Source organism: Kitasatospora sp. NPDC056446 (assembly GCF_042796115.1).
GTDB lineage: Bacteria > Actinomycetota > Actinomycetes > Streptomycetales > Streptomycetaceae > Kitasatospora.
This window is the reverse complement of the sequence record NZ_JBHTRF010000023.1, coordinates 80,816-102,241: the sequence shown is the minus strand read 5'-3', so window position 1 is coordinate 102,241 and position 21,426 is coordinate 80,816. Positions and strand designations below refer to the sequence as shown.

General features: G+C 74.7%; 17 protein-coding genes. 12 read left to right on the top strand and 5 right to left on the bottom strand.

Translation table 11 applies throughout. The annotated features are described in order from the left end of the window. Positions 1–12: 12 nt before the first annotated feature. The 5 genes from rimO (at position 13) to ACFQ6N_RS17015 (ending at position 3,801) form a co-directional block, all read left to right on the top strand. Positions 13–1,503, top strand: coding sequence for a 30S ribosomal protein S12 methylthiotransferase RimO (rimO, locus tag ACFQ6N_RS17035; RefSeq protein ID WP_380649813.1), 1,491 nt, complete (start codon positions 13–15; stop codon positions 1,501–1,503). Continuing rightward, positions 1,500–2,141, top strand: a complete 642-nt coding sequence (pgsA, locus tag ACFQ6N_RS17030) for a CDP-diacylglycerol--glycerol-3-phosphate 3-phosphatidyltransferase (protein ID WP_380649812.1) — start codon at positions 1,500–1,502, stop codon at positions 2,139–2,141. The genes rimO and pgsA overlap by 4 nt, the downstream gene beginning before the upstream one ends. A 17-nt stretch (positions 2,142–2,158) precedes the next feature. Next, positions 2,159–2,641, top strand: coding sequence for a CinA family protein (locus tag ACFQ6N_RS17025; protein WP_380649811.1), 483 nt, complete (start codon positions 2,159–2,161; stop codon positions 2,639–2,641). A gap of 382 nt (positions 2,642–3,023) precedes the next feature. After that, a complete protein-coding gene (locus ACFQ6N_RS17020) occupies positions 3,024–3,392 on the top strand; it encodes a helix-turn-helix transcriptional regulator (protein WP_350739875.1) in 369 nt (122 codons plus the stop codon). A gap of 55 nt (positions 3,393–3,447) precedes the next feature. Continuing rightward, positions 3,448–3,801 (top strand): hypothetical protein, encoded by a 354-nt coding sequence (locus tag ACFQ6N_RS17015; protein WP_380649810.1) that lies wholly within the window; start codon positions 3,448–3,450, stop codon positions 3,799–3,801. 109 nt (positions 3,802–3,910) lie between these two features. Here ACFQ6N_RS17015 and ACFQ6N_RS17010 read toward each other — a convergent pair whose 3' ends face one another. Next, positions 3,911–8,644 (bottom strand): ATP-dependent helicase, encoded by a 4,734-nt coding sequence (locus tag ACFQ6N_RS17010; protein ID WP_380649809.1) that lies wholly within the window; start codon positions 8,642–8,644, stop codon positions 3,911–3,913. A 227-nt stretch (positions 8,645–8,871) separates the two neighbouring features. On the opposite strand from ACFQ6N_RS17010, the gene ACFQ6N_RS17005 reads away from it, so the two are divergent. The 7 genes from ACFQ6N_RS17005 to rny all read left to right on the top strand — a co-directional run bounded on the left by ACFQ6N_RS17005 (position 8,872) and on the right by rny (position 16,851). Further along, entirely contained in the window at positions 8,872–10,443 is a 1,572-nt protein-coding gene (locus ACFQ6N_RS17005; protein ID WP_380649808.1) for a S8 family serine peptidase, read from the top strand. Between the two features lie 144 nt (positions 10,444–10,587). Next, on the top strand, positions 10,588–11,193 hold the full coding sequence (locus tag ACFQ6N_RS17000; RefSeq protein WP_380649806.1) for a GNAT family N-acetyltransferase: 606 nt from the start codon (positions 10,588–10,590) through the stop codon (positions 11,191–11,193). Next, entirely contained in the window at positions 11,190–11,384 is a 195-nt protein-coding gene (locus ACFQ6N_RS16995) for a DUF3046 domain-containing protein (protein ID WP_380649805.1), read from the top strand. Before ACFQ6N_RS17000 ends, ACFQ6N_RS16995 begins: the two co-directional genes overlap by 4 nt. Before the next feature lie 37 nt (positions 11,385–11,421). Further along, the gene (locus ACFQ6N_RS16990; protein WP_380649803.1) at positions 11,422–12,762 is read left to right on the top strand and encodes an AI-2E family transporter; all 1,341 of its coding nucleotides are present in this window, start codon (positions 11,422–11,424) and stop codon (positions 12,760–12,762) included. A gap of 236 nt (positions 12,763–12,998) precedes the next feature. Further along, positions 12,999–14,120, top strand: a complete 1,122-nt coding sequence (gene recA / locus ACFQ6N_RS16985; protein ID WP_380649802.1) for a recombinase RecA — start codon at positions 12,999–13,001, stop codon at positions 14,118–14,120. A 4-nt stretch (positions 14,121–14,124) separates the two neighbouring features. After that, positions 14,125–15,249 carry a regulatory protein RecX gene (locus ACFQ6N_RS16980; protein WP_380649800.1) on the top strand — a complete coding sequence of 375 codons (1,125 nt, stop codon included), beginning with the start codon at positions 14,125–14,127 and terminating at the stop codon, positions 15,247–15,249. Between the two features lie 132 nt (positions 15,250–15,381). Beyond that, entirely contained in the window at positions 15,382–16,851 is a 1,470-nt protein-coding gene (gene rny, locus ACFQ6N_RS16975) for a ribonuclease Y (RefSeq protein WP_380649799.1), read from the top strand. A 135-nt stretch (positions 16,852–16,986) separates the two neighbouring features. Here the strand turns inward: rny and ACFQ6N_RS16970 are convergent, their stop codons facing one another. From ACFQ6N_RS16970 to ACFQ6N_RS16955, 4 genes are all read right to left on the bottom strand, one after another. Continuing rightward, on the bottom strand, positions 16,987–18,786 hold the full coding sequence (locus ACFQ6N_RS16970; protein WP_380649798.1) for an FAD-dependent monooxygenase: 1,800 nt from the start codon (positions 18,784–18,786) through the stop codon (positions 16,987–16,989). A 122-nt stretch (positions 18,787–18,908) separates the two neighbouring features. After that, positions 18,909–19,757 (bottom strand): amino acid ABC transporter permease, encoded by an 849-nt coding sequence (locus ACFQ6N_RS16965; protein ID WP_380649797.1) that lies wholly within the window; start codon positions 19,755–19,757, stop codon positions 18,909–18,911. Further along, positions 19,754–20,404 (bottom strand): amino acid ABC transporter permease, encoded by a 651-nt coding sequence (locus ACFQ6N_RS16960; RefSeq protein WP_380649795.1) that lies wholly within the window; start codon positions 20,402–20,404, stop codon positions 19,754–19,756. Before ACFQ6N_RS16960 ends, ACFQ6N_RS16965 begins: the two co-directional genes overlap by 4 nt. A 55-nt stretch (positions 20,405–20,459) precedes the next feature. Beyond that, positions 20,460–21,362, bottom strand: a complete 903-nt coding sequence (locus ACFQ6N_RS16955; RefSeq protein ID WP_380649794.1) for a glutamate ABC transporter substrate-binding protein — start codon at positions 21,360–21,362, stop codon at positions 20,460–20,462. Between the last annotated feature and the right edge of the window lie 64 nt (positions 21,363–21,426).

Sequence of the window (21,426 nt, the reverse complement as noted above, 5' to 3'; positions counted from 1 at the left end):
AATCTTGGCCCTATGCCTGAACGCCGTACTGTCGCCCTTGTCACGCTCGGATGCGCCCGCAACGAGGTGGACTCCGAGGAACTCGCCGGGCGACTGGAAGCCGACGGCTGGTTGCTCGTCGACGACGCCGCCGACGCGGACGTCGCAGTCGTCAACACCTGCGGCTTCGTCGAGGCCGCCAAGAAGGACTCCGTGGACGCCCTGCTGGAGGCCAACGACCTGAAGGGCCACGGCCGCACCCAGGCCGTGGTCGCGGTCGGCTGCATGGCCGAGCGCTACGGCAAGGAACTCGCCGACGCGCTGCCCGAAGCCGACGGCGTGCTCGGCTTCGACGACTACTCCGACATCTCCGACCGCCTCCAGACCATCCTCTCCGGCGGCCACCACGCCCCGCACATCCCGCGCGACCGCCGCAAGCTGCTGCCGATCAGCCCCGCCGAGCGGCAGTCCGCCGCCGAGTCCGTCGCGCTGCCCGGCCACGGCACCGAGACCGCCGCCGAGCCGATCACCGACCTGCCCGCGGGCCTCGCCCCGGCCTCCGGCCCGCGCACCCTGCGCAAGCGCCTGGACGACAACCCGGTCGCCTCGGTCAAGCTCGCCTCCGGCTGCGACCGGCGGTGCTCCTTCTGCGCCATCCCGGCCTTCCGCGGCTCCTTCATCTCCCGCCGCCCCTCCGACGTCCTGAACGAGGCCCAGTGGCTGGCCGGGCAGGGCGTCCGCGAGGTCGTCCTGGTCAGCGAGAACAACACCTCTTACGGCAAGGACCTCGGTGACATCCGGCTGCTGGAGACGCTGCTCGGCGAGATCTCCGCGATCGAGGGCGTCGAGCGGGTGCGGGTCTCCTACCTCCAGCCGGCCGAGATGCGCCCGGGCCTGATCGACGCGATGACCGGGACCACCGACGTGGTGCCCTACTTCGACCTGTCCTTCCAGCACTCGGCGCCCGCCGTGCTGCGCCGGATGCGCCGCTTCGGCTCCACCGACCAGTTCCTGGAGCTGCTGGGGACCATCCGCGGCAAGGCCCCGCAGGCCGGCGCCCGGTCCAACTTCATCGTCGGCTTCCCCGGCGAGACCGAGCAGGACTTCGCCGAGCTGGAGCGCTTCGTCACCCACGCCGGGCTGGACGCGATCGGCGTCTTCGGCTACTCGGACGAGGACGGCACCGAGGCCGCGACCTACGACGGCAAGCTCCCCGCGGACGTGATCGCCGAGCGCCTGGACCGGCTGAGCCGGCTGGCCGAGGAGATGACCGCCCAGCGGGCCGAGCAGCGGGTCGGCACCGAGGTCGAGGTGCTGATCGAGTCGATCGAGGACGGCGTGGTCGAGGGCCGCGCCGCCCACCAGGCCCCGGAGACCGACGGCCTGACCACCCTGGAGGGCGTCGAGGCCCCCGAGGTCGGACAGTTCTGGCGGGCCAAGGTGGTGGCCAGCGAGGGCGTCGACCTGATCGCCGAGGCGCTGGAGCAGGTGCGGGTCCGCCAGGTCCCGGGAGCCGGGGAATGACCAAGGGGCCCGGCGCCCCGGCGGCGGCCCACCCGGGCAGACCGGCGGCCGCCGCGGCGCCGTCGACCCCGGGGGTCTGGAACATCGCCAACATGCTCACGATGGTCCGGGTGCTGCTGGTGCCGGTCTTCGTGGCGCTGCTGTTCGCCGACGGCGGGCACAACCCCAAGTGGCGCGCGGTCGCCTGGGCCTCGTTCGCGGTCGCGATGATCACCGACCTGTTCGACGGCGAGCTGGCCCGGCGCAAGGGTTTGGTCACCGACTTCGGGAAGATCGCCGACCCGATCGCGGACAAGGCGATCATGGGCGCGGCGCTGATCGGCCTCTCGCTGCTCGGCGACCTGCCGTGGTGGGTCACCGCGGTGATCCTGGCCCGCGAGCTGGGCATCACGCTGATGCGCTTCTGGGTGATCCGCTACGGGGTCATCCCGGCCAGCCGCGGCGGCAAGCTCAAGACGCTCACCCAGGGCACCGCCGTCGGCATGTACGTGCTGCCGCTGACCGGCTGGCTGGCCACCGGGCGGGCCGTGCTGATGGGGCTGGCGGTGCTGCTGACCGTCGGCACCGCGCTGGACTACGTCGGACAGGCGCTGCGACTGCGCCGCGAGGGACGGGCCGCGGAGCGCGCGGGCCGTTGAGTGACGGGGGAGACCGGATGGCCGAGGACGACTACCCGCTGGCCGAGCGGGCGCACGCCGCGCTGCGGGCCGAGGGCGCCACGCTGGCCGTCGCCGAGTCGCTGACCGGCGGCCTGCTGGCCGCCGCGCTGGTGGACGTTCCCGGGGCGTCCGCGACCTTCCGGGGCTCGGTCACCGCGTACGCGACCGGGCTGAAGGCCTCCGTGCTCGGCGTGGACGAGGGCCTGCTGGACGTCCACGGGCCGGTCCACCCGGTGGTGGCCCGGCAGATGGCCGAGGGCGTGCGCCGGCTGCTGGGCGCCACGTACGGGCTCGCGACGACCGGGGTGGCCGGCCCGGAACCGCAGGACGGGCAGCCGGTGGGCACCGTACACCTGGCGCTCGCCGGACCGGGGGGAACTCTGGTCAGTTCGCCCCTGCTGTCGGGCGGTCGTGCCACAATCCGTCACGGGGCGGTGACTGCGGCACTGGAGCTGCTGGTCGGCCGGCTCGCACGGTAGCGGCGGCTCCGCACGGCAGGACGCCCGCTCCGGCGGGACGACCCCGCCCGCTCCGACGGGACAGGGCGCCCACTCCGACGGATCTCCACCGAACCGAGATCTGCCGGTCTGGCGCGCGGGTATGGCACAGCTGGAGGATCGTGTTACATCCAACGGCCTGGTTGGGCAGAAACCAGGTGGCGAACGAGTTGCGTGACGGTGGCCGGGTGGCCCGCGTCGGGTACCACGAGGGGCCCGCGGACCCGGGTAGGACACCGGAACGAGGAGGGGGACAGCCTTGCAGCCCAGAGTGAACACGACCAGGGTCCCCGCACGCGAAGCGGGCAAGGCGGTACGGTGGGGTCGTGACATCTCGATCCGCAGTCCGAGGAGGGAGGCACCGATGATCCTGCTCCGTCGCCTACTGGGCGATGTACTGCGTCGGCAGCGCCAGCGCCAGGGCCGCACACTCCGCGAGGTGTCGGCGGCAGCCAGGGTTTCGCTCGGATACCTCTCCGAGGTCGAGCGGGGACAGAAGGAGGCCTCCTCGGAGCTGCTCTCCGCCATCTGCGACGCACTCGACGTCCGGATGTCCGAGGTCATGCGCGAGGTCAGCGACGAACTCTCGCTCGCCGAACTTGCGGCGATGGCCACCCTCTCCGAAGGTGATCTGCTGAGGCCGGTTCTCGAACCGGTTCCGCTGCCCGCCCCCGGCACCGACCGGGCGAACCTCTCGCCCAAGGCCGCCGCGATGGACGTGGTCGCCGCCTGATCCCGGCCTCGACTCCCGGGCGTCCCTGCCCGGGGCGAGCGAAGGGAGGGCGGTCGTGCGGACAACCGCGATGACGCGCCCGGCGGCCCGAATACGGGCGCGGGCGCTGCTGTTGCTCCGGGTACGGCATCCGGTGCGCTGGGTCCTGGTGGCCGTGGCGGCCGGACTCGCCTGGTGGCTCCTGGTCGTCCGGGGCCAACTGGCCGACGGTGCCGCCCTCGGGCTGCTCGCGGCCGGCGGCTGGGGGCTCGGTCTCATCCCGGTCCACGCCGACCGGAACGCGACCGGACCGGTCCGCCGTCGAGCCGGGCAGGGCACGGTGCCGGTGGAGACCACCGGGTCCGTGGCGGTGACGGTGCCGACGGAGCACACGGTGCCGGTGGAGGCACAGCCGCCGCCGACCGGGTGATGTTCGGGTGATATGACGAAACCGGAGGCCGCGGGGCCCTACCCCGCAGCCTCCGGTGCGTTCAGGGCCGTCCGCCGCGGTGCGCCCGGGCCCGGGCCGCACCGATGGCTCACGGGCGCAGGCGCAGCCCGCGCGGGGTGGCGTGGAAGCCGGCCTCCTCCAGGGCGCGGCCCAGCTCCGAGCCGAGCGCGGGCTCGCCGTTGGCCCGCTCCACCGTGACACTGCCGAGCGCGCCCTCGCGGACGGCCCGGGCCAGGGCCTCGGCCGCCGCCGCCCGGGTGGCCCCGTCCTCCGGCCAGGCCAGCAGGGACTTGCCGCCGCGCTCGACGTACAGCGCCAACTCGCCGTCCACCAGGACCACCAGCGCGCCCGCCTTGCGGCCCGGGCGGTGGGCCGAGGACTCCTTGCCCCCCGGGGCGACCGGCGGCTCCGGCCAGGGCAGGGCGGCGCCGTAGGCGTTCGCCGGATCGGCGGCGGCCAGCACCAGCGCCTGCGGCGGCTCGCCGGACGGGGCGGCCGGCCACTCGGCGGCCCCGGCCCGCTCCAGTCGGCCGTTCACCGAGCGCAGCCGGTCGGCCGCGCCCTCCATGGCGAACTGGGCACCGCCGAGGCCCTCGACGAAGTAGCCCCGGCGGGCCCGGCCGCGCTCCTCCATCGCGGCGAGCACCCGGTAGACCCCGGCGAAGCCGCCGGGCACCCGTTCGGCCGCCACCGCGCCCCGGGTGAGCAGGCCGTGCCGGTCCAGCAGGTTCTGCGCCCGGGAGGTGGCCCGGACCGTCGGGTCGGCGGCGAAGGCCGGCAGCAGCGACCAGCGCCCGGCCACCGTGGGCGGACCGCTGCGCAGGGCGCCGCCGGCCCGGCCGAAGGGGCGGCCCGCGCCGCCGTAGCGGCCGCGCGGGGTGGCCCGGGGCGCGCGGTGGGCGGTGGCGCCCGCCGTCCGGCCGGAGCCGAGCAGGGCGCGCAGCGGGGCCAGGGTGTCATTGGTGACGTACCCGGCCCAGACCAGGTCCCAGAGGGCCGCGACGGCCTCCGGCTCCGGGGTCTCCTCCGGGAGCTGCTGGACGAGCTGGCGGAAGAACAGGCCGTAGCCGCCGGCCAGCGCGGACATCAGGGCGCTGTGCAGCGGGGTGAGCGTAGGCGGCACCGGCTCGGGGCGCAGCAGGTGGGCGTTCTCGGTGAGGTGGAGGCTGAGCCAGCCGTCCTTGCCGGGCAGCGCGCCGGCGCCGCACCAGCCGATCTCGCCGGCCGCCGTCAACTCGTCGAGCAGGCCGGGGGAGTAGTCGGCCAGCCGGGCCGGGAGGACCAGCTTCTCCAGGGCGGAGGCGGGCAGGGCGGTGCCCTGGAGCTGCTCGACCACCCGGAGCAGGCCGTCCGGGCCGCGCAGCCGGTGGCCGGCCAGGTGCTGCCACTGCGGGAGGAAGGCGGCCAGGGCGCGCGGCGGGACGGGCTCGACCTCCTGGCGCAGGGCGGCCAGCGAGCGGCGACGCAGCCGGCGCAGCACGTCGGTGTCGCACCACTCGGGGGCGGTGTGCTGCTCGGCGGGCCTGTACTGGCCCTGGACCAGGCGGCCGGCGGCGGTGAGGCGGTGCAGGGTGCCGGTGACGACGGCGGCGCCCAGGCCGTAGCGGGCCGCGGCCTCGGCGGCGGTGAACGGGCCGTGGGTGCGGGCGTGGCGGGCGATCAGATCGCCCAGCGGGTCCTTCACCGGCTCGGTGAACGCCTCGGGGACGCCGACCGGCAGCGGAGTGCCGAGCGCGTCGCGCAGCCGCCCGGCGTCCTCGATCGCGGCCCAGCGCTGCTCGCCGGCGATCCGGACCCGGATCACCCGGCGGGCGGCCTCCAGCTCCAGGGCCCACAGCGGCTCGGCGCCGCGGGCGGTCAGCTCCGCCTCGGTGAGCGGGCCGAGCAGGCGCAGCGCGTCGGCGACGCCCTCGGCGTCCTTGATCCGGCGCTCGGGGGTGAGCCGCCGGAGCTCGGCCTCCAACTCGGCGAGCACCCGGGGATCGAGCAGTTCGCTCAGCTCGGCCTGGCCGAGGAGTTCGGACAGCAGCCGGGAGTCGAGGGAGAGGGCGGCGGCCCGGCGCTCGGCGAGCGGGGAGTCGCCCTCGTAGAGGAACTGGGCGACGTAGCCGAAGAGCAGCGAGCGGGCGAAGGGCGAGGGCTCGGCGGTGGTGACCTCGACCAGGCGTACGGCGCGGGACTCCAGGTCCGCCATCAGCTCGACCAGGCCGGGGACGTCGAAGACGTCCTGGAGGCACTCCCGGACGGCCTCCAGGACGATCGGGAACGAGCCGTACTCGGAGGCGACTTCGAGGAGTTGGGCGGCGCGCTGGCGCTGCTGCCACAGCGGGGTGCGGCGGCCGGGGCTGCGGCGGGGGAGCAGCAGGGCGCGGCCGGCGCACTCGCGGAAGCGGGAGGCGAACAGGGCGGAGCCGCCGACCTGGTCGGTGACCAGCTGCTCGATCTCGCCGGGGTCGAACAGGGCGGCGTCGGCGCCGACCGGGGCCTCGTCCGGTGCCGTCCGGTCCGACGGGGTGGCGAAGTCGAAGTCGGCGGTGAGCAGGTCGGCGTCCGGCAGCCGGAGCACGATGCCGTCGTCGGCGTGCATCACCTGGGGGTCCAGACCGTGCTTCTCGCGCAGCCGGGCGCCGAGGGCGAGCGCCCAGGGGGCGTGCACCTGGGCGCCGAAGGGGGAGTGGATGACGATCCGCCAGTCGCCGAGCTCGTCCCGGAAGCGCTCGACCACGATGGTGCGGTCGTCGGGGAGGTGGCCGCAGGCGGCGCGCTGCTCGGCGAGGTAGTCGAGCAGGTTGGCGGCGGCCCAGTCGTCCAGGCCGGCCCGCCGCAGGCGCTCGGTGGCGTCCTCGGGCCGCAGCCCGCCCAGTTCGCGGGTGAACGCGCCGAGGGCGCGGCCGAGTTCGAGCGGGCGGCCGAGGGTGTCGCCCTTCCAGAACGGAAGCCGGCCGGGGACGCCGGGGGCGGGCGTGACGAGCACCTTGTCGTGGGTGATCTCCTCGATCCGCCAGGAGGTGGTGCCCAGGGTGAACACGTCGCCCACGCGGGACTCGTAGACCATCTCCTCGTCGAGCTCGCCCACCCGTCTCCCACCGCCGCCCTTCTTCTCCGTCTCCCCGTCCGGGCCGGTCGACCCGGCGATGAAGACGCCGAACAGGCCGCGGTCGGGGATGGTGCCGCCGGAGGTGACGGCCAGGCGCTGGGCGCCGGGGCGGCCGGTCACGGTGCCGGCCACCCGGTCCCACACCAGGCGGGGGCGCAACTCGGCGAAGGCGTCCGAGGGGTAGCGGCCGGCCAGCATGTCGAGCACGGCGTCGAAGGCGGACTGCGGGAGCGTGGCGAAGGGCGCGGCGCGGCGGACCACGGCGAGCAACTCGTCCACCGGCCAGACGTCCAGGGCCGTCATCGCGACCAACTGCTGGGCGAGCACGTCCAGCGGGTTGCGCGGGACGCGCAGCGCCTCGATCCGGCCGGCCCGCATCCGCTCGGTGACCACGGCGGACTGCACCAGGTCGCCCCGGTACTTGGGGAAGAAGACGCCGGTGGAGACGGCGCCGACCTGGTGGCCGGCCCGGCCGACCCGCTGCAGGCCGGAGGCGACCGAGGGCGGGGACTCGACCTGGACGACCAGGTCGACGGCGCCCATGTCGATGCCCAGCTCCAGGCTGGAGGTGGCGACCACGGCGGGCAGCCGCCCGGCCTTCAACTCCTCTTCCACCAGCGAGCGCTGCTCCTTGGAGACGGAGCCGTGGTGCGCCCGGGCGATGACCGGGGGCGCGCCCTTGGCGGCGCCCGAGCCGCCCATCAGCTGTGCCGGGGCGTGCGCCGCCGGGACGGCGGTGCCGGTGGCGCGCTCGTGGGCGATCTCGTTCAGCCGGTTGCACAGCCGCTCGGCCAGGCGGCGGGAGTTGGCGAAGACGATGGTCGAGCGGTGCGCCTCGACCAGGTCGACGATCCGCTCCTCGACGTGCGGCCAGATCGAGGCTCCCCCGGCCTGGGGGCCGGGAGGTGCCCCCAGGCGCTGCGGGTCGTCGGCGCCGTCGGTGGCGGGTGCGGCGGGCAGGTCGTCCAGGTCGGGGACGGGGACGACCACGGACAGGTCGAAGACCTTGTCGGCGGGGGGCTGGACGACGACGGCGCCCCGCCCCGGGCTGAGGAAGCGGGCGACCTCCTCGACCGGGCGGACCGTCGCGGACAGGCCGATCCGGCGGGCCGGGCGGTCCAGCAGCTCGTCCAGCCGCTCCAGGGTGAGCGCGAGGTGCGCGCCGCGCTTGGTGCCGGCGACCGCGTGCACCTCGTCCAGGATCACCGTGTCCACGCCGCGCAGTGCCTCCCGGGAGGCGGAGGTGAGCAGCAGGAACAGCGACTCGGGGGTGGTGATCAGGATGTCCGGTGGGTGGGTCGCGAAGCGGCGGCGGTCGGCGGCCGGGGTGTCGCCGGAGCGCAGGGCGACCCGCACCTCCGGCTCGGGCAGGCCGAGCCGGACGGCGGCCTGGCGCAGGCCGGCCAGCGGGGCGCGGAGGTTGCGTTCGACGTCCACCGCGAGGGCCTTGAGCGGGGAGACGTAGAGGACCCGGCAGCGGCGCTTGGGCTCGGCAGGGGGAGGGGTGCTGCTGAGCCGGTCGAGGGCGGAGAGGAAGGCGGCGAGCGTCTTGCCGGAGCCGGTGGGGGCGACCACCAGGACGTCCGTCTCCCGGCCGATGGCGCGCCAGGCCTCGGCCTGGGCGGTGGTGGGGGCGGCGAAGGCACCGGTGAACCAGGCCCGGGTGGCCGGGGCGAAGCCGGCCAGCGGGTCGTCGGCGGGCGGGGTCGGGTGCTGGGGCGCCATGCCCCCATGGTGCCGGGTGGGACTGACAACCGGGCGCGGGGCGGGGCGGGCGCGCGGGTGGGGCGGGCGCCGTCGGGCGGGGCGGGGCCGCGAAGGAGGGGGTGGGGCCGCGAAGGAGGGGCTGGGGGTGCAAGCCGGGGAGCAGAATCGACAATCCGCTCATATGGTGATGATTCGGACTCATGATCCACCCGTGACCCACCGGACCGACGAGCGGAGGCCGTGCGATGGCGCAGGCGCACCCGCCGGGACCCGCCCGCCCCGTCCGTCCCGCCCGGCGCCGCCGGGTCCGCGGGCCCGTCCGGGCGGTGCTCGCGATGCTGCTCACGGCGCTCGTGGTCGGCGGCGCCGTCCCCTCCGTGTCCGGGCCCGGGCGGGCCTACCTCAGCTACCTGGTGCTGGCCGAGCGGGAGGATGCCTCCGGGGCGGACCGGGCCGCGGCGGAGAGCCGGGCGGCCGGCGGGCAGGTGGTGCAGGAGTACCCGCAGATCGGGGCCGTCCTGGCGTACGCGGTCGGAGGCTTCGCGGACCGGGTGCGGACCCGGCCAGGCATCGCGGCCGTCGGCGCGACCAGGACCGCGCCGGTGGTGGCGCCGCCCAGGGCGGTCGCCGGGGCCGGGGACTTCACGGCGGGCTCGGGTTCGGGCTCCGGCACGGGCCTGGGCGCCCGCCCCGGTGCCGACCGGGCGGACAGCGGGACCAGCACCGTGCCCGACCCCGCCGAGGGCGGCGCCTGGAACCTCGCCCTGCTCGGCGCGGCCACCGCCCGCGCCGGTGACGCCTCCCCGGTGCCGAACGGCACCCCGGCGGCGAACGGCACCCCCGCGGGCGGACCCGGCCCCGGGGTGCTGCACCGGGTGCTGGTCGCGGTGCTGGACTCCGGCGTGGACGACACCCATCCGGACCTGCGCGCCGCCGTCGACCCGAAGGCCTCCGCCTCCTGCGCCGACGGCCGCCCCGACGCCCGCACCGGCGCCTGGCGGCCCGACCCCGGGGTCGGCGAGAGCGGCCACGGCACCCACGTCGCCGGGATCGTCGGCGCCGCCCGGGACGGCCGCGGCGTCACCGGGGTCGCGCCGGGCGTGCGGATCGCCGCCGTCCGGCTGCTCGGACCGCTCGGCCAGTACTACGCCGAGAACATCGTCTGCGGCCTGCTCTGGGCCGCCGACCACGGAGCCAAGGCCGTCAACAACAGCTACTTCGCCGACCCGTGGAAGTACAACTGCCCCGAGGACCGGGACCAGGCCGCGCTGGTCGCCGCCGTCGGCCGGGCCGTCGGGTACGCGCGGCACAAGGGCGCCGTGGTGGTCGCCTCGGCGGGCAACGACGCGCAGGACCTCGGTGCCGCCCGGACCGACGAACGCAGCCCCAACGACCGGGTCTCCGGCCCGCCGCGCACCCGCTTCCTGGGCACCGAGTGCGTCCGGCTGCCCGGCGAACTGCCCGGCGTCGTCACGGTCACCGCCGTCAACCGGGACGGCCGTCCGTCCGGCTACTCCAACTACGGGCGCGGCCGGGTCTCGCTGGCCGCCCCCGGCGGCGACCCCGACGGCGGACCGCAGGGCGCGATCGTCTCCGACTGGCCCGGCGGGCAGTACGCGGCGCTGGCCGGCACCTCGATGGCGGCCGCGCACGTGACCGGGGCGGTCGCGGTCGCGGCGGCGCTCCACCCGGACTACGGCTCGGACGCGCTGGCGGCGCTGCTCGCCGACACGGCGACGGCCGGGTGCCCGCCCGGACCGTACGCCTGCGGGGACCGGCAGTACTTCGGGGCCGGGCTGCTGACGATGCCGCGGTGAGCCCGGGTGCGCGCCGCCTCGGGCGGGGCGGGCAGGCGGGCCGGGCGGCGCAGGCAGGGGCGGGCGGGGACGGGCGGGGCAGGCGGGGCCGGGAGGGGCGGAAAACCGGGTGACGGGGGTCGGGCGGGGAGTGAGGATCGGGGCATGACCGATTCCGGCGCGTCCGTGCACCTCACCACCGAGCGGCTGGTCCTGCGCCGCTTCACCCCGGCCGACGTCGACGACCTGGTGGCGCTGGACGGTGACCCGGAGGTGATGCGCTACCTCACCGGCGGGAAGCCGAGCGCGCGGGAGTGGGTCGAGGACACCCTGCTCCCTTGCTACCTGGAGCACTACCGCCGCTACGGCGACCTCGGCTGGTGGGCGGCCGAGGAGCGGGCCGGCGGCGGCTTCCTGGGTTGGTTCGAGTTCCGGCCGACGCAGGAGGGCGAGCGCGCGGAGGTGGAGCTCGGCTACCGGCTGGGCCGGGCCGGCTGGGGGCGCGGGTACGCCACCGAGGGCGCGCGGGCGCTGGTCCGCCGAGGCTTCACCGAGGGGGGCGTCGAGCGCGTGGTGGCGTACACCATGGCGGCGAACGCGCGGTCGCGGCGGGTGATGGAGAAGACCGGGCTCTCGTACGTCCGCACCTTCCACGAGGACTACCCGGAGATGATCCCGGGCAGCGAGCACGGCGAGGTCGAGTACGCGCTGACGGCCGGGCAGTGGCGGGCCCGGGGCGGAGCCGCCGGGTCCGGGATACTTGAGCCATGAGGCTGACGGAGTTCTGGCGACGGATGCACGCGCACTTCGGGGAGGCGTACGCGGAGTCGTTCGCGACCGACCACGTGATGACCGAACTGGGCGGGCGGACGGTGCGCCAGGCGCTGGAGGCGGGCTGGGAGGCCAAGGACGTCTGGCGCGTGGTCTGCGAGACCCAGGGGGTCTCGACGCTGCTGCGCTGACCGCCGGGGCCGTTCCGGCATGGGACAGACTGTTCGGGTGACAAGCAGCGCAGAACAGAAGAATTCGGACAGGGCGGTACGGGCCGCCGACGGTGCGCGGGCCGCTGACGGTGCGCGGGCCGCTGACGGTGCGCCGGGCGACGGTGCCGTCCGTGATGCCGGCGGGGCCCGTGGTGGCGGCGGGGCCCGTGGTGGGGCGCGGGCCGAGGCGGACCGGTCGGACGGCGGCGCCCTGTGGGGCGGGATGCCGCGCTGGCTGCCCCGGGCGATGGTGCTCTTCCTCGTGCTGGTCGGGCTGTTCCAGCTCGCCGACTGGGCCTTCCGGCAGCTGATCGACCTGTTCGTGATGCTGCTGGTGGCCTTCTTCCTCTCGCTGGCGCTGGAGCCGGCCGTCGACCGGATGGCGGCGCGCGGGGTGCGCCGGGGGGTCGGCACCTTCCTGGTGTTCGTCGCGGTCGGGGTGGCCGTGGTCGGCTTCCTCGCGGCGCTCGGCACGCTGCTGGTCGACCAGGTGGCGAAGATCGCGGGGGACCTGCCGCACCTGGTCGACAACCTGATCGGCTGGATCAACCGGACCTTCCACCAGGACCTGTCGCTGGGCGAGTTGCAGAAGAAGCTGCTCAAGGACTCCGGCACCATCGAGAACTACGCCCAGCAGGCCGCCGACAACGTCTGGGGCGTCTCCTCCACCGTGATCGGCGGGCTCTTCCAGGCCTTCACGGTCGGGCTGTTCACCTTCTACTTCACCGCCGAGGGCCCCCGGGTGCGCCGGACGGTCTGCTCGCTGCTGCCGCCCGCCAAGCAGGGCGAGGTGCTGCGGGCCTGGGAGATCGCGCTCGCCAAGACCGGCGGCTACCTCTACTCCCGGGCGCTGCTCGCGGTGGTGTCGGCCGCCGGGCACTGGGTGGTGTTCGCGCTGCTGGACCTGCCGTACTCGGCGGCGCTGGCGGTCTGGGTGGGCGTCATGTCGCAGTTCGTGCCGACCATCGGGACGTACCTGGCCGGGGCGCTGCCGGTGCTGGTGGCGCTGACCGTGCAGCCGGTGGACGCGCTCTGGGTGCTGGTCTTCGTGATCGTCTACCAGCAGGTCGAGAACTACCTGCTGCACCCGAGGATCACCGCGCGGACGGTGGACGTGCACCCGGCGGTGGCCTTCGGCTCGGTGATCGCGGGCGCGGCGCTGCTCGGCGCGGTGGGCGCGCTGATCGCGATCCCGGCGGCGGCGACCCTCCAGGGCTTCGTCGGGACGTACGTGCGGCGGTACGAGGTGGCCACCGACCCCCGGATCGACCGGGGCGAGCAGCGGCGGGCCCGGCGGGAGCTGCGCCGGGAGGCGGCGCGGCGGCTGCGGCGGATGGTCGGCGGCGACGGGAAGTGAGGCCGGGGCGGCGCCCGGTCGGCACCGGGGCCGGCGGCGGAGCGGGGTCGGGGGGCGGGACCAGGCGCGGGGGTCGGCACCGCTCGGACGTGCGAGGCTTGAATCGAACAGATGTTCTTTGTACTCTCCGGCGAAGAGTTTTCCACAGGCCGAGCCCGGTCGGACTCGTTTGTCAGTGGGACGCGCTAGCGTCGATGACGATGAAGCGCACAGCACAGAACCCGAGGGAAAAAGCCATGGCAGGTACGGACCGCGAGAAGGCCCTGGAAACCGCGCTCGCCCAGATCGAGCGGCAGTTCGGCAAGGGCTCGGTGATGCGCCTCGGTGAGAAGGCCAACGAGCCCATCGAGGTGATCTCCACCGGGTCCACCGCCCTGGACGTCGCCCTCGGTGTCGGCGGCATCCCGCGCGGCCGGGTGGTCGAGATCTACGGCCCCGAGTCCTCCGGCAAGACCACACTGACCCTGCACCTCGCCGCCAACGCCCAGAAGGCCGGCGGCACGGTCGCCTTCGTCGACGCGGAGCACGCGCTCGACCCGGAGTACGCCAAGAAGCTCGGCGTGGACACCGACGCCCTGCTGGTCAGCCAGCCGGACACCGGCGAGCAGGCCCTGGAGATCACCGACATGCTGATCCGCTCCGGCGCGATCGACCTGGTGATCATCGACTCCGTCGCGGCACTCGTCCCGCGCGCCGAGATCGAGGGCGAGATGGGCGACTCGCACGTCGGCCTCCAGGCCCGTCTGATGAGCCAGGCGCTGCGCAAGATCGCCGGTGCGCTGAACCAGTCGAACACCACCGCGGTGTTCATCAACCAGCTGCGCGAGAAGATCGGTGTGATGTTCGGCTCGCCGGAGACCACGACCGGTGGCCGGGCGCTGAAGTTCTACGCCTCGGTCCGGCTGGACATCCGCCGGATCGAGACCCTGAAGGACGGCACCGAGGCGGTCGGCAACCGCACCCGCGTCAAGGTGGTCAAGAACAAGGTCGCCGCGCCGTTCAAGCAGGCCGAGTTCGACATCCTCTACGGCGTGGGCATCAGCCGCGAGGGCGGCCTGATCGACATGGGCGTCGAGCACGGCTTCATCCGCAAGTCGGGCGCCTGGTACACCTACGAGGGCGACCAGCTCGGCCAGGGCAAGGAGAACGCCCGCAACTTCCTGCGGGACAACCCGCAGCTCGCCGACGAGATCGAGCGGAAGATCAAGGGCAAGCTCGGCATCGGCCCGAAGACCGAGGAGCCGGCCGAGGGCGAGGCCCCGGCGGCCGCGGCCGCGACCGAGGACGGTGCGAAGCCGATCGCCGCGACCGTCGCCAAGACGGCCGCGGCGAAGAAGACGGCGGCGGCCAAGGCCTGAGCCGTTGACGCGGTACGACACGGTGGACAGGGCGGGCGGTGGCCCGGCCGGCCCGGAGAGCGACGACTACGGGCCGCCGGACTGGTTCGCCGCGGTCGCGGAGGAGCCGGAGCCCGCGCCGGGGCCCGCTGTGCCCTCGCGGCCCCGCAGGGGGCGGCGGGAGCGCCCGTCCGCCGCACAGTGGACATCCGGCGAGGAGCCGGAGTTCGACCGGGCTCCGGTCCGGGCGGTGCGCGGCGCGGCGTCCGGACCGGAGTCGGCGGAGGCCTCGGTCGAGGCGCTCGGGCTGGTCTCCGCCTCCGAGCTGCCCGGCGGGCGCCGCAGGCGGCGTTCGGCCCTGGCGGCCGAGGAGCCCGGAGCGGGTGAGTCCGGTGCCGGGTCCGGATCGACGGCGGTGCCCGCTCGGGGCGAGGCGGCCGGTCACGGGGGTGCGGCCGCCTCCGGCACCCGCTCCGGCGCGCGCCGGAGCCGTACCGGGCGCGGGCGCTCCGCCGAGGGGCCGTCACCGGAGCGGCTGCCGGACGACGGGCTGCCCGACGACGGACTGCCCGACGACGGGTTGCCCGGATACGGACGGCCCGGAGGCGACGAGCGTGGCGGCCGGACGGCCCGGAAGAAGCGGGCCGAGGAGTCCGTCGATCCGGAGAGCCGCGCCCGGGACATCTGCCTGCGGCTGCTGACGGGTGCCGCCAAGTCCCGCAAGCAGCTCGCCGACGCCCTGCGCAAGCGGGAGATCCCCGACGAGGTCGCGGACGAGGTGCTCACCCGGCTCGAAGAGGTCGGGCTGATCGACGACGGAGCCTTCGCGCTGGCCTGGGTGGAGTCCCGGCACGCCGTCCGGGGCCTGTCCCGCCGGGCGCTGGCCCAGGAGCTGCGGACCAAGGGGGTGGCCGCCGACCTGGTCGAGCAGGCCCTCGCGCAGGTCGACCACGACGACGAGGAGGACGCGGCCCGGGCGCTGGTCGAGCGCAAGCTGCGGTCCACCCGGGGGCTGGACCCTCAGGTCCGCACGCGGCGGCTGGTCGGGGTGCTGGCGCGTCGCGGCTACTCGGAGGGGCTGGCGTTCCGGGTGGTGCGCGCCGCGCTGGACGAGGAGGCCGGTGGACTGTCGGGAACCGAGTGGGAGTAGTGGCAGTTCGGTACACGTCTTGGCGGGGACCAGGCCAAGTCTTGACCGTTTCGTGACCCCCACCTAGCCTCGCCTCAGTGCTCGGGCCGCTTCCGGACGGCAGCCCGCGCGGGGGACGGGGAATGGGGCGGCATGACGATTGCGGCGGACACCGGACCGGGCGGTTCGCTGCTGCCGATCGCCGGATCGGCCGTAGCCCTGCTGCTGGTGCTCCTGGTGATCGCCGGGCTGGCCGTCGGACGGCTCCGGGCGGCCCGGCGGAACGCACTGGCCGAGGCCGAGCAGGCCCGCCGGTCGGCCGAGGAGCAGACCGTCCGGCAGCGGGCCGAACTCACCCGCCGGGAGGACGGCCTGACCGAGGAACTGCGCAGGCTCCGCCGCCGCGAGGACGAACTGGCCGATCGCTCGGCCGAGTTGGAGCGATCCCGGGGTGAGGCCGAGGCGCTGGTGACCCGTCGGGCGGCGGAGCTGGAGCGGGCCGCCGGGTTCTCCGCCGAGCAGGCCCGCGCCGAACTCCTGCGGGAGGCCGAGACCTCGGCCCGGCGGGAGGCCGCGGTCACCGTCCGGGAGATCGAACGCGAGGCCAAGGAGGAGGGCGAGCGCCGGGCCCGGTCCATCCTCGCGGGGGCCATCCAGCGGCTGGCCGCCGAGCAGACCGCGGAGACCGCCGTCACCGTCTTCCGGCTGCCGAGCGAGGACATGAAGGGCCGGATCATCGGCCGCGAGGGCCGCAACATCCGGGCGTTCGAGTCGGTCACCGGTGTCAACCTGATCGTCGACGACACCCCGGAGTCGGTGCAGCTCTCCTGCTTCGACCCGGTCCGCCGGGAGACCGCCCGGCTCACCCTGGAGCACCTGGTCGAGGACGGCCGGATCCACCCGACCCGGATCGAGCAGCTCCACGAGCGCAGCCGCAGCGAGGTCGAGCAGTGCTGCGTCCGAGCCGGCGAGGACGCCCTGCGGGACACCCGGGTCGGCGCGATGCACCCCGAACTCGTCCGCACCCTGGGCTCGTTGCGCTACCGGGCCTCGTACGGACAGAACGTGCTCGGGCACCTGCTGGAGTCCGCGCACCTGGCCGGGATGATGGCCGCCGAACTCGGTGTGGACCCGGACCCGGTGCGCCGCGCCGCGCTGCTGCACGACATCGGCAAGGCGCTCACGCACGAGTCCGAGGGCAGCCACGCGGCGGTCGGGGCCGAGCTCGCCCGGCGGTACGGCGAGTCCTCCGAGGTGGTGCACGCGATCGCCGCCCACCACAACGAGGTGGAGCCCGGCACCGTGACGGCCGTGCTGACCCAGGCGGCGGACGCCTGCTCGGGCGGCCGGCCCGGGGCCCGCAAGGAGTCGTCGGAGCTGTACGTCCGCCGGCTGGCGCGGCTGGAGGAGATCGCGCGCTCGCACGCGGGCGTCGCCGAGGTCTACGCGATGCAGGCCGGCCGGGAGGTCCGGGTGATGGTCCGCCCGGACGCGGTGGACGACCTGGGCGCGGAGCTGATCGCCCGCGAGGTCGCCCGGCAGGTCTCCGCCGAGCTGACCTACCCGGGGCAGATCCGGGTCACCGTGGTCCGCGAGAGCCGTGCGACGGCGGTGGCGAGCTGAGTCGGTGGCGGGCCGAGTCGGCGCCGAGCTGAGTCGGGCGCCGAGCTGAGTCGGTCGCGCGCCGAGCAGGTGGGCCGGGCCCGCAGCCCGCAGCCCGCGGCCCATGGGCGGCAGCCCGCGGCCCACGGGCGGCTGTCAGCTCGGCGAGTCGACCTGCTCCGGCGCGAGCCGGCCGGCGTGTTCGGGCGTGTGGTCGGACGGCTGCTCGGGCACGTGTTCGACCGAAGGGCCCGGCGCGGGCTCCGGCTCGGGCTCGGTGCCGGGTTCCGGGGCGGACGTGAGCGTCGCCGGGCCGCCGCGGGCGCGGTCGGCCAGGGCGAGGAGGTCCTCCGCGACGGCGCCCTGGGTGACGCCGACCAGGTGGCCGTCGGGGCGGATCAGCAGCACGGTGTGCGGGCCGGCGCCCGGGTAGTCCTCGGTGACCAGCACCTCGGCGGGGACCGGCAGGGCGGCGGCGACCTCGGCCAGGCGGGGCATCAGTCCGGCGCCGAGCCAGTGCTCGGAGGACCAGACGGCGGTGCCCGGCGCGACCAGCAGCAGCAGGAAGGTGGAGCCGAGGCGGGCGTGCAGGTGGTCGGGGGTGCCGTCGGTGGCGAGCACCGCCAGGTCCGGTACGAGTACGCCGGGGGCGGTGGCGGGCAGCAGTTCGCTGAGCGAGGTGGCGCCGCGCGCGCCGCGCTGCACCGGGACCCGCCCGGGCACGCCGGAGGGCGCCGCCGGGTAGGCGGGCGCGCCGCCGAAGCGGCCGGTGCCGAGCTGGCCGTCGGCGAGCAGCGGGGCGTGCTTGCGGAAGCCGCCGACGAGCAGCGAGCGCCGGGTCTGCTGCCAGCCGCGCAGCGGGCGCAGCAGCGGCATGGACTGGTCGACGGCGCGCAGCCGGGCGCCGACCGCGCCGCGCCGTTCGGCCTCGTAGCCGTCCAGCAGTGAGCCGCCGGGCTGGGGGCCGCCGGAGTGGAGGTGCCAGGCGAGGGCGAGCCGCCAGGCGAGGTTGTCGGCGTCGCGCAGCCCGTCGGCGAGGTTCTGCATGCCGAGCGCGCCGTGCAGGTGGGCGGCGTCGCCGGCCAGGAAGCAGCGGCCGACCCGGAACCGGGCGGCGAGGCGCTGCTGGGCGGTGTGGTCGGCGGCGGCGAGCAGGTCGTAGCGGGGGAGTTCGCCGCACCAGCCGGTGAGGGTGGCGGTGACCCGGGTGAGCAGGGTGTCGCCGGTGACGATGCCCGGCCAGGTGGCGTGCGGGTCGACCGTCTCGGTGGGGGCGGGGCGGCCGGGGGGAAGCCGCCAGTCGAGCCGCCAGACGCCGTCCGGCAGGGGGCGTGCGGAGGCCTCGCGGTCGCCGCGCCACGGGGGCTCGCGGTGCAGCCGGGCGCCGTCGAAGGGCAGGTCGACCCGGACGGTGGCGATGGCGTTGCGGTCGACCGCCGGGCGGCCGGGGAAGCGGATCCTCAGGAGCTTGCGGACGGTGGATCTCGCGCCGTCGCAGCCGACCAGGTGGCTGCCGCGCCACCAGGTGCCGGCCCCGTTCTGGGTGCCCGTGGTGCGGATGCTGACGCCGTCCCGGTCCTGTTCGAGTTCGACGACCCGGTTGAGCGGGATCAGCTTGATCAGCGGGGTGCCGGTCAGGGCGTCCCGCAGGCCGCGCTGGAGGCGGTGCTGCGGCAGGTGGAAGGTGGGGGAGTCGGTGAGGTCGATCCGCAGGACCTCCTGGCGGCGCCGCCAGACGGCGAAGGAGTCCCACAGGGCGGAGTCGGAGACGGCCCGGGGGTAGCCGATCCGGGTCAGGAAGGCGGCGTTGTCGGCGCCGATGACGAGGCTGCGGGGGCCCTCGGGGCAGAGTCCGGAGCCCTCGTCCAGGACGATGGTGGGCACCTCGTGCCGGGCCAGGGCGAGGGCCAGGGCCAGACCGACCGGTCCGGCCCCGACCACGATCACCGGGTCCATGAGGGGACCTCCGGGCACGGACCGGCCGATCGGCCGGCGTCAGTTACCGCTGCCGCATATGCCGCGTGGATGCTCCCGGGAGGTGTCACGAAGAGCAATGCAACAGTTCACCTGCGTGTCCGTCAAGCAGCAGCCGAAGTGCGCCGGTTCGCGCCGCGGCGGCCGCGTGCTTCGATCCAGCGCGCGAGCGCGGTCAGCAGCAGGCACATCGCGATGTAGATCGGCCCGATCACCAGCACCACGGGGATGTAGGGGAAGCCGGCGGAGTTGATCGGCTGGCTGGCGATCGCCTTCCCGACGAACAGCAGCTCGTGGAAGGTGATGACGAAGCCCAGCGAGGTGTCCTTGAGGGTGACGACCAACTGGCCGATCATCGTCGGGAGCATCGTGCGGACGGCCTGCGGGACCAGGATGGACGTCATCACCTGGGTCTTGTGCATGCCGAGCCCGTACGCCGCCTCGCTCTGGCCGCGCGGGACGGCGTTGACGCCGCTGCGGATGATCTCGGCCTGGACGGCCCCGTTGTAGAGGCTGAGGCCGAGGACGAGCGCCCACATCGGCTGCTGGGCGAAGAAGGCGTAGTAGAGGCCGACGATCAGGATCAGCAGCGGCATCGCCCGGAAGAACTGGGTGAAGGCGGTGCACGCCCAGCGGACCGGCTTGTGGTCGGAGAGCTGACCGGCGGCCAGCAGGGCGCCCAGGGTGAGCGAGAACAGTGCGGCGAGCCCGAAGGCCTGGAGAGTGGCGAGCAGGCCGTCCAGGATGCGCTGCTGGACGGTGTTGTACTGGAACGCGTCCCAGAGGCCCGGGTCGAACTGCCCGTTGTCGGCGAGCGCGAGGACGACGTACGCGAGGAGCCCGGCGACGGCGATCAGCGAGACCACGCCGAACAGCCGGTAGCGGGCGCGGGCCCTGGGGCCGGGGGTGTCGTAGAGGACGCTGGCCGTCGCGGGCCGGTTGAGGAGACTCATCGGGCCACCGCCAGTCGGGTTTCCAGGACTCGGAAGAGCGTGGCGACCGCCGCGCTGATCAGCAGGTAGGCGCAGGCCACCCAGAAGAAGATCGCGAAGATCGAGAAGCCGCGCTCGGAGAAGGTCTGCTGGGCGCTGTACAGCTCGCCGACGCTGAACGCGCCGGCGATCGCCGAGTTCCTCGGCAGGGCGATGAACACGCTGCTCATCGGGCCCAGGACGGAGCGGGCGGCCTGCGGCAGGACGACCAGGGTGAGGGTCTGGCCGAAGGTCATGCCGAGGCTGCGGGCGGCCTCCGCCTGGCCGAGCGGCACGGTGTTGATGCCGGAGCGGATCACCTCGCAGACGAACGAGGCGGTGTACCCGCCGAGCGCCAGCACCGCGAAGACCAGGTGGCTGAAGTGCACGCCGAGCGGCGGCAGGCCGAAGGTCACGGCGAAGAACAGCAGGGTGAGCGGGGTGTTGCGGAACAGCGTCACCCAGGTGGTGCCGAAGGCGCGCAGGACCGGCACCGGGGACACCCGGAAGGCCGCCAGCAGGGTGCCCAGCAGCAGGGCGAGCAGTGCGCTGAGCGCGCTCAGCTCGATCGTCTGCAGGAAGCCGTCGCGGAACAACGCGAAGTTGTCGTCCTCGAACAGGAACCCCATCCGGCGGCCCTCCTCTCAGTCAGGGTCGGGAAGTCGTACGTCAGGTCAGGGCAGGTCAGTAGCGCTCGAGGGCCGGGACGTCCGGCGCCGGGGAGCCGGAGGCGCCCAGGGTCGCGTCGTAGGCCTTCTTCCAGTCGCCGTTGTCCTCGTGGGCCTTGAGGGCGTCGCTGATCGCGTCGCGCAGCACCTTGTCGTCCTTGTTGAGGCCGACGCCGTAGTTCTCCTTGGTGAAGGGCTTGCCGACGACCTTGAGCTTGCCGGCGTACTTGGAGGCGTAGCCCTTGAGGATGGCGTCGTCGGTGGTGACCGCGTCGACCTCGCCGGAGAGGAGCTTCTCGACGCAGGCCGAGTAGGTGTCGAACTGCGTGATCTTCGGGCTGTACTGCTGGATGTTCTTGATCGAGGTCGAGCCGGTGGCGGTGCAGACGTTCTTGCCGCCCACGGTCTCCGGGCCGGTGATCGAGGTGTTGTCCTGCTTCACCAGCAGGTCCTGGCCGGCGATGTAGTACGGGCCGGCGAAGGAGACGGACTTCTTGCGCTCGTCGTTGATGCTGTAGGTGCCGACGTAGAAGTCGATCTGGCCCTTGGCGATGGCGGGCTCGCGCTGCGAGGAGACCAGGGTCTGCCACTTGATCTGCTGCGGGGTGAAGCCGAGGTCGGCGGCGATCATCTTGGCGATCTCGATGTCGAAGCCGCTGCGGTCGCCGCTGGCGACGTCCTCCCAGCCGAGGTTCGGCTGGTCGGCCTTGGCGCCGATGATCAGCTGGCCGCGCTTCTTGGCCTCGGTGATGATCGAGGACTCGATCTTGGCGTCGGTCTTGACCGTGTAGGCGGGCAGCTTCGGGGCGTCGCTCGCGCCGCTCGCGGCGGCGCCGGGGGTGCCGTCCTTGCCGCAGGCGGCGGTGGCGGTGAGCGCGACGGCACAGAGTGCGACGGCAAGCGTGCGGGAAGTCCTCATGAGGGTTGTTCTCCTGGGGCTGGGCCGCGGCGTCAACCGGGCTCTGGCGTCTGGAAGTCGTGCA

What these genes read in the sequence shown, in the direction of transcription:
- recA (WP_380649802.1), top strand. Translation starts at nt 12,999, where the DNA reads ATGGCAGGTACGGACCGCGAGAAGGCCCTGGAAACCGCGCTCGCCCAG.
- ACFQ6N_RS17005 (WP_380649808.1), top strand. Translation starts at nt 8,872, where the DNA reads ATGGCGCAGGCGCACCCGCCGGGACCCGCCCGCCCCGTCCGTCCCGCC.
- ACFQ6N_RS17025 (WP_380649811.1), top strand. Translation starts at nt 2,159, where the DNA reads ATGGCCGAGGACGACTACCCGCTGGCCGAGCGGGCGCACGCCGCGCTG.
- rny (WP_380649799.1), top strand. Translation starts at nt 15,382, where the DNA reads ATGACGATTGCGGCGGACACCGGACCGGGCGGTTCGCTGCTGCCGATC.
- ACFQ6N_RS17000 (WP_380649806.1), top strand. Translation starts at nt 10,588, where the DNA reads ATGACCGATTCCGGCGCGTCCGTGCACCTCACCACCGAGCGGCTGGTC.
- pgsA (WP_380649812.1), top strand. Translation starts at nt 1,500, where the DNA reads ATGACCAAGGGGCCCGGCGCCCCGGCGGCGGCCCACCCGGGCAGACCG.
- ACFQ6N_RS16995 (WP_380649805.1), top strand. Translation starts at nt 11,190, where the DNA reads ATGAGGCTGACGGAGTTCTGGCGACGGATGCACGCGCACTTCGGGGAG.
- ACFQ6N_RS16970 (WP_380649798.1), bottom strand. Translation starts at nt 18,786, where the DNA reads ATGGACCCGGTGATCGTGGTCGGGGCCGGACCGGTCGGTCTGGCCCTG.
- ACFQ6N_RS17020 (WP_350739875.1), top strand. Translation starts at nt 3,024, where the DNA reads ATGATCCTGCTCCGTCGCCTACTGGGCGATGTACTGCGTCGGCAGCGC.
- ACFQ6N_RS16955 (WP_380649794.1), bottom strand. Translation starts at nt 21,362, where the DNA reads ATGAGGACTTCCCGCACGCTTGCCGTCGCACTCTGTGCCGTCGCGCTC.
- ACFQ6N_RS17010 (WP_380649809.1), bottom strand. Translation starts at nt 8,644, where the DNA reads ATGGCGCCCCAGCACCCGACCCCGCCCGCCGACGACCCGCTGGCCGGC.
- ACFQ6N_RS16965 (WP_380649797.1), bottom strand. Translation starts at nt 19,757, where the DNA reads ATGAGTCTCCTCAACCGGCCCGCGACGGCCAGCGTCCTCTACGACACC.
- ACFQ6N_RS16960 (WP_380649795.1), bottom strand. Translation starts at nt 20,404, where the DNA reads ATGGGGTTCCTGTTCGAGGACGACAACTTCGCGTTGTTCCGCGACGGC.
- rimO (WP_380649813.1), top strand. Translation starts at nt 13, where the DNA reads ATGCCTGAACGCCGTACTGTCGCCCTTGTCACGCTCGGATGCGCCCGC.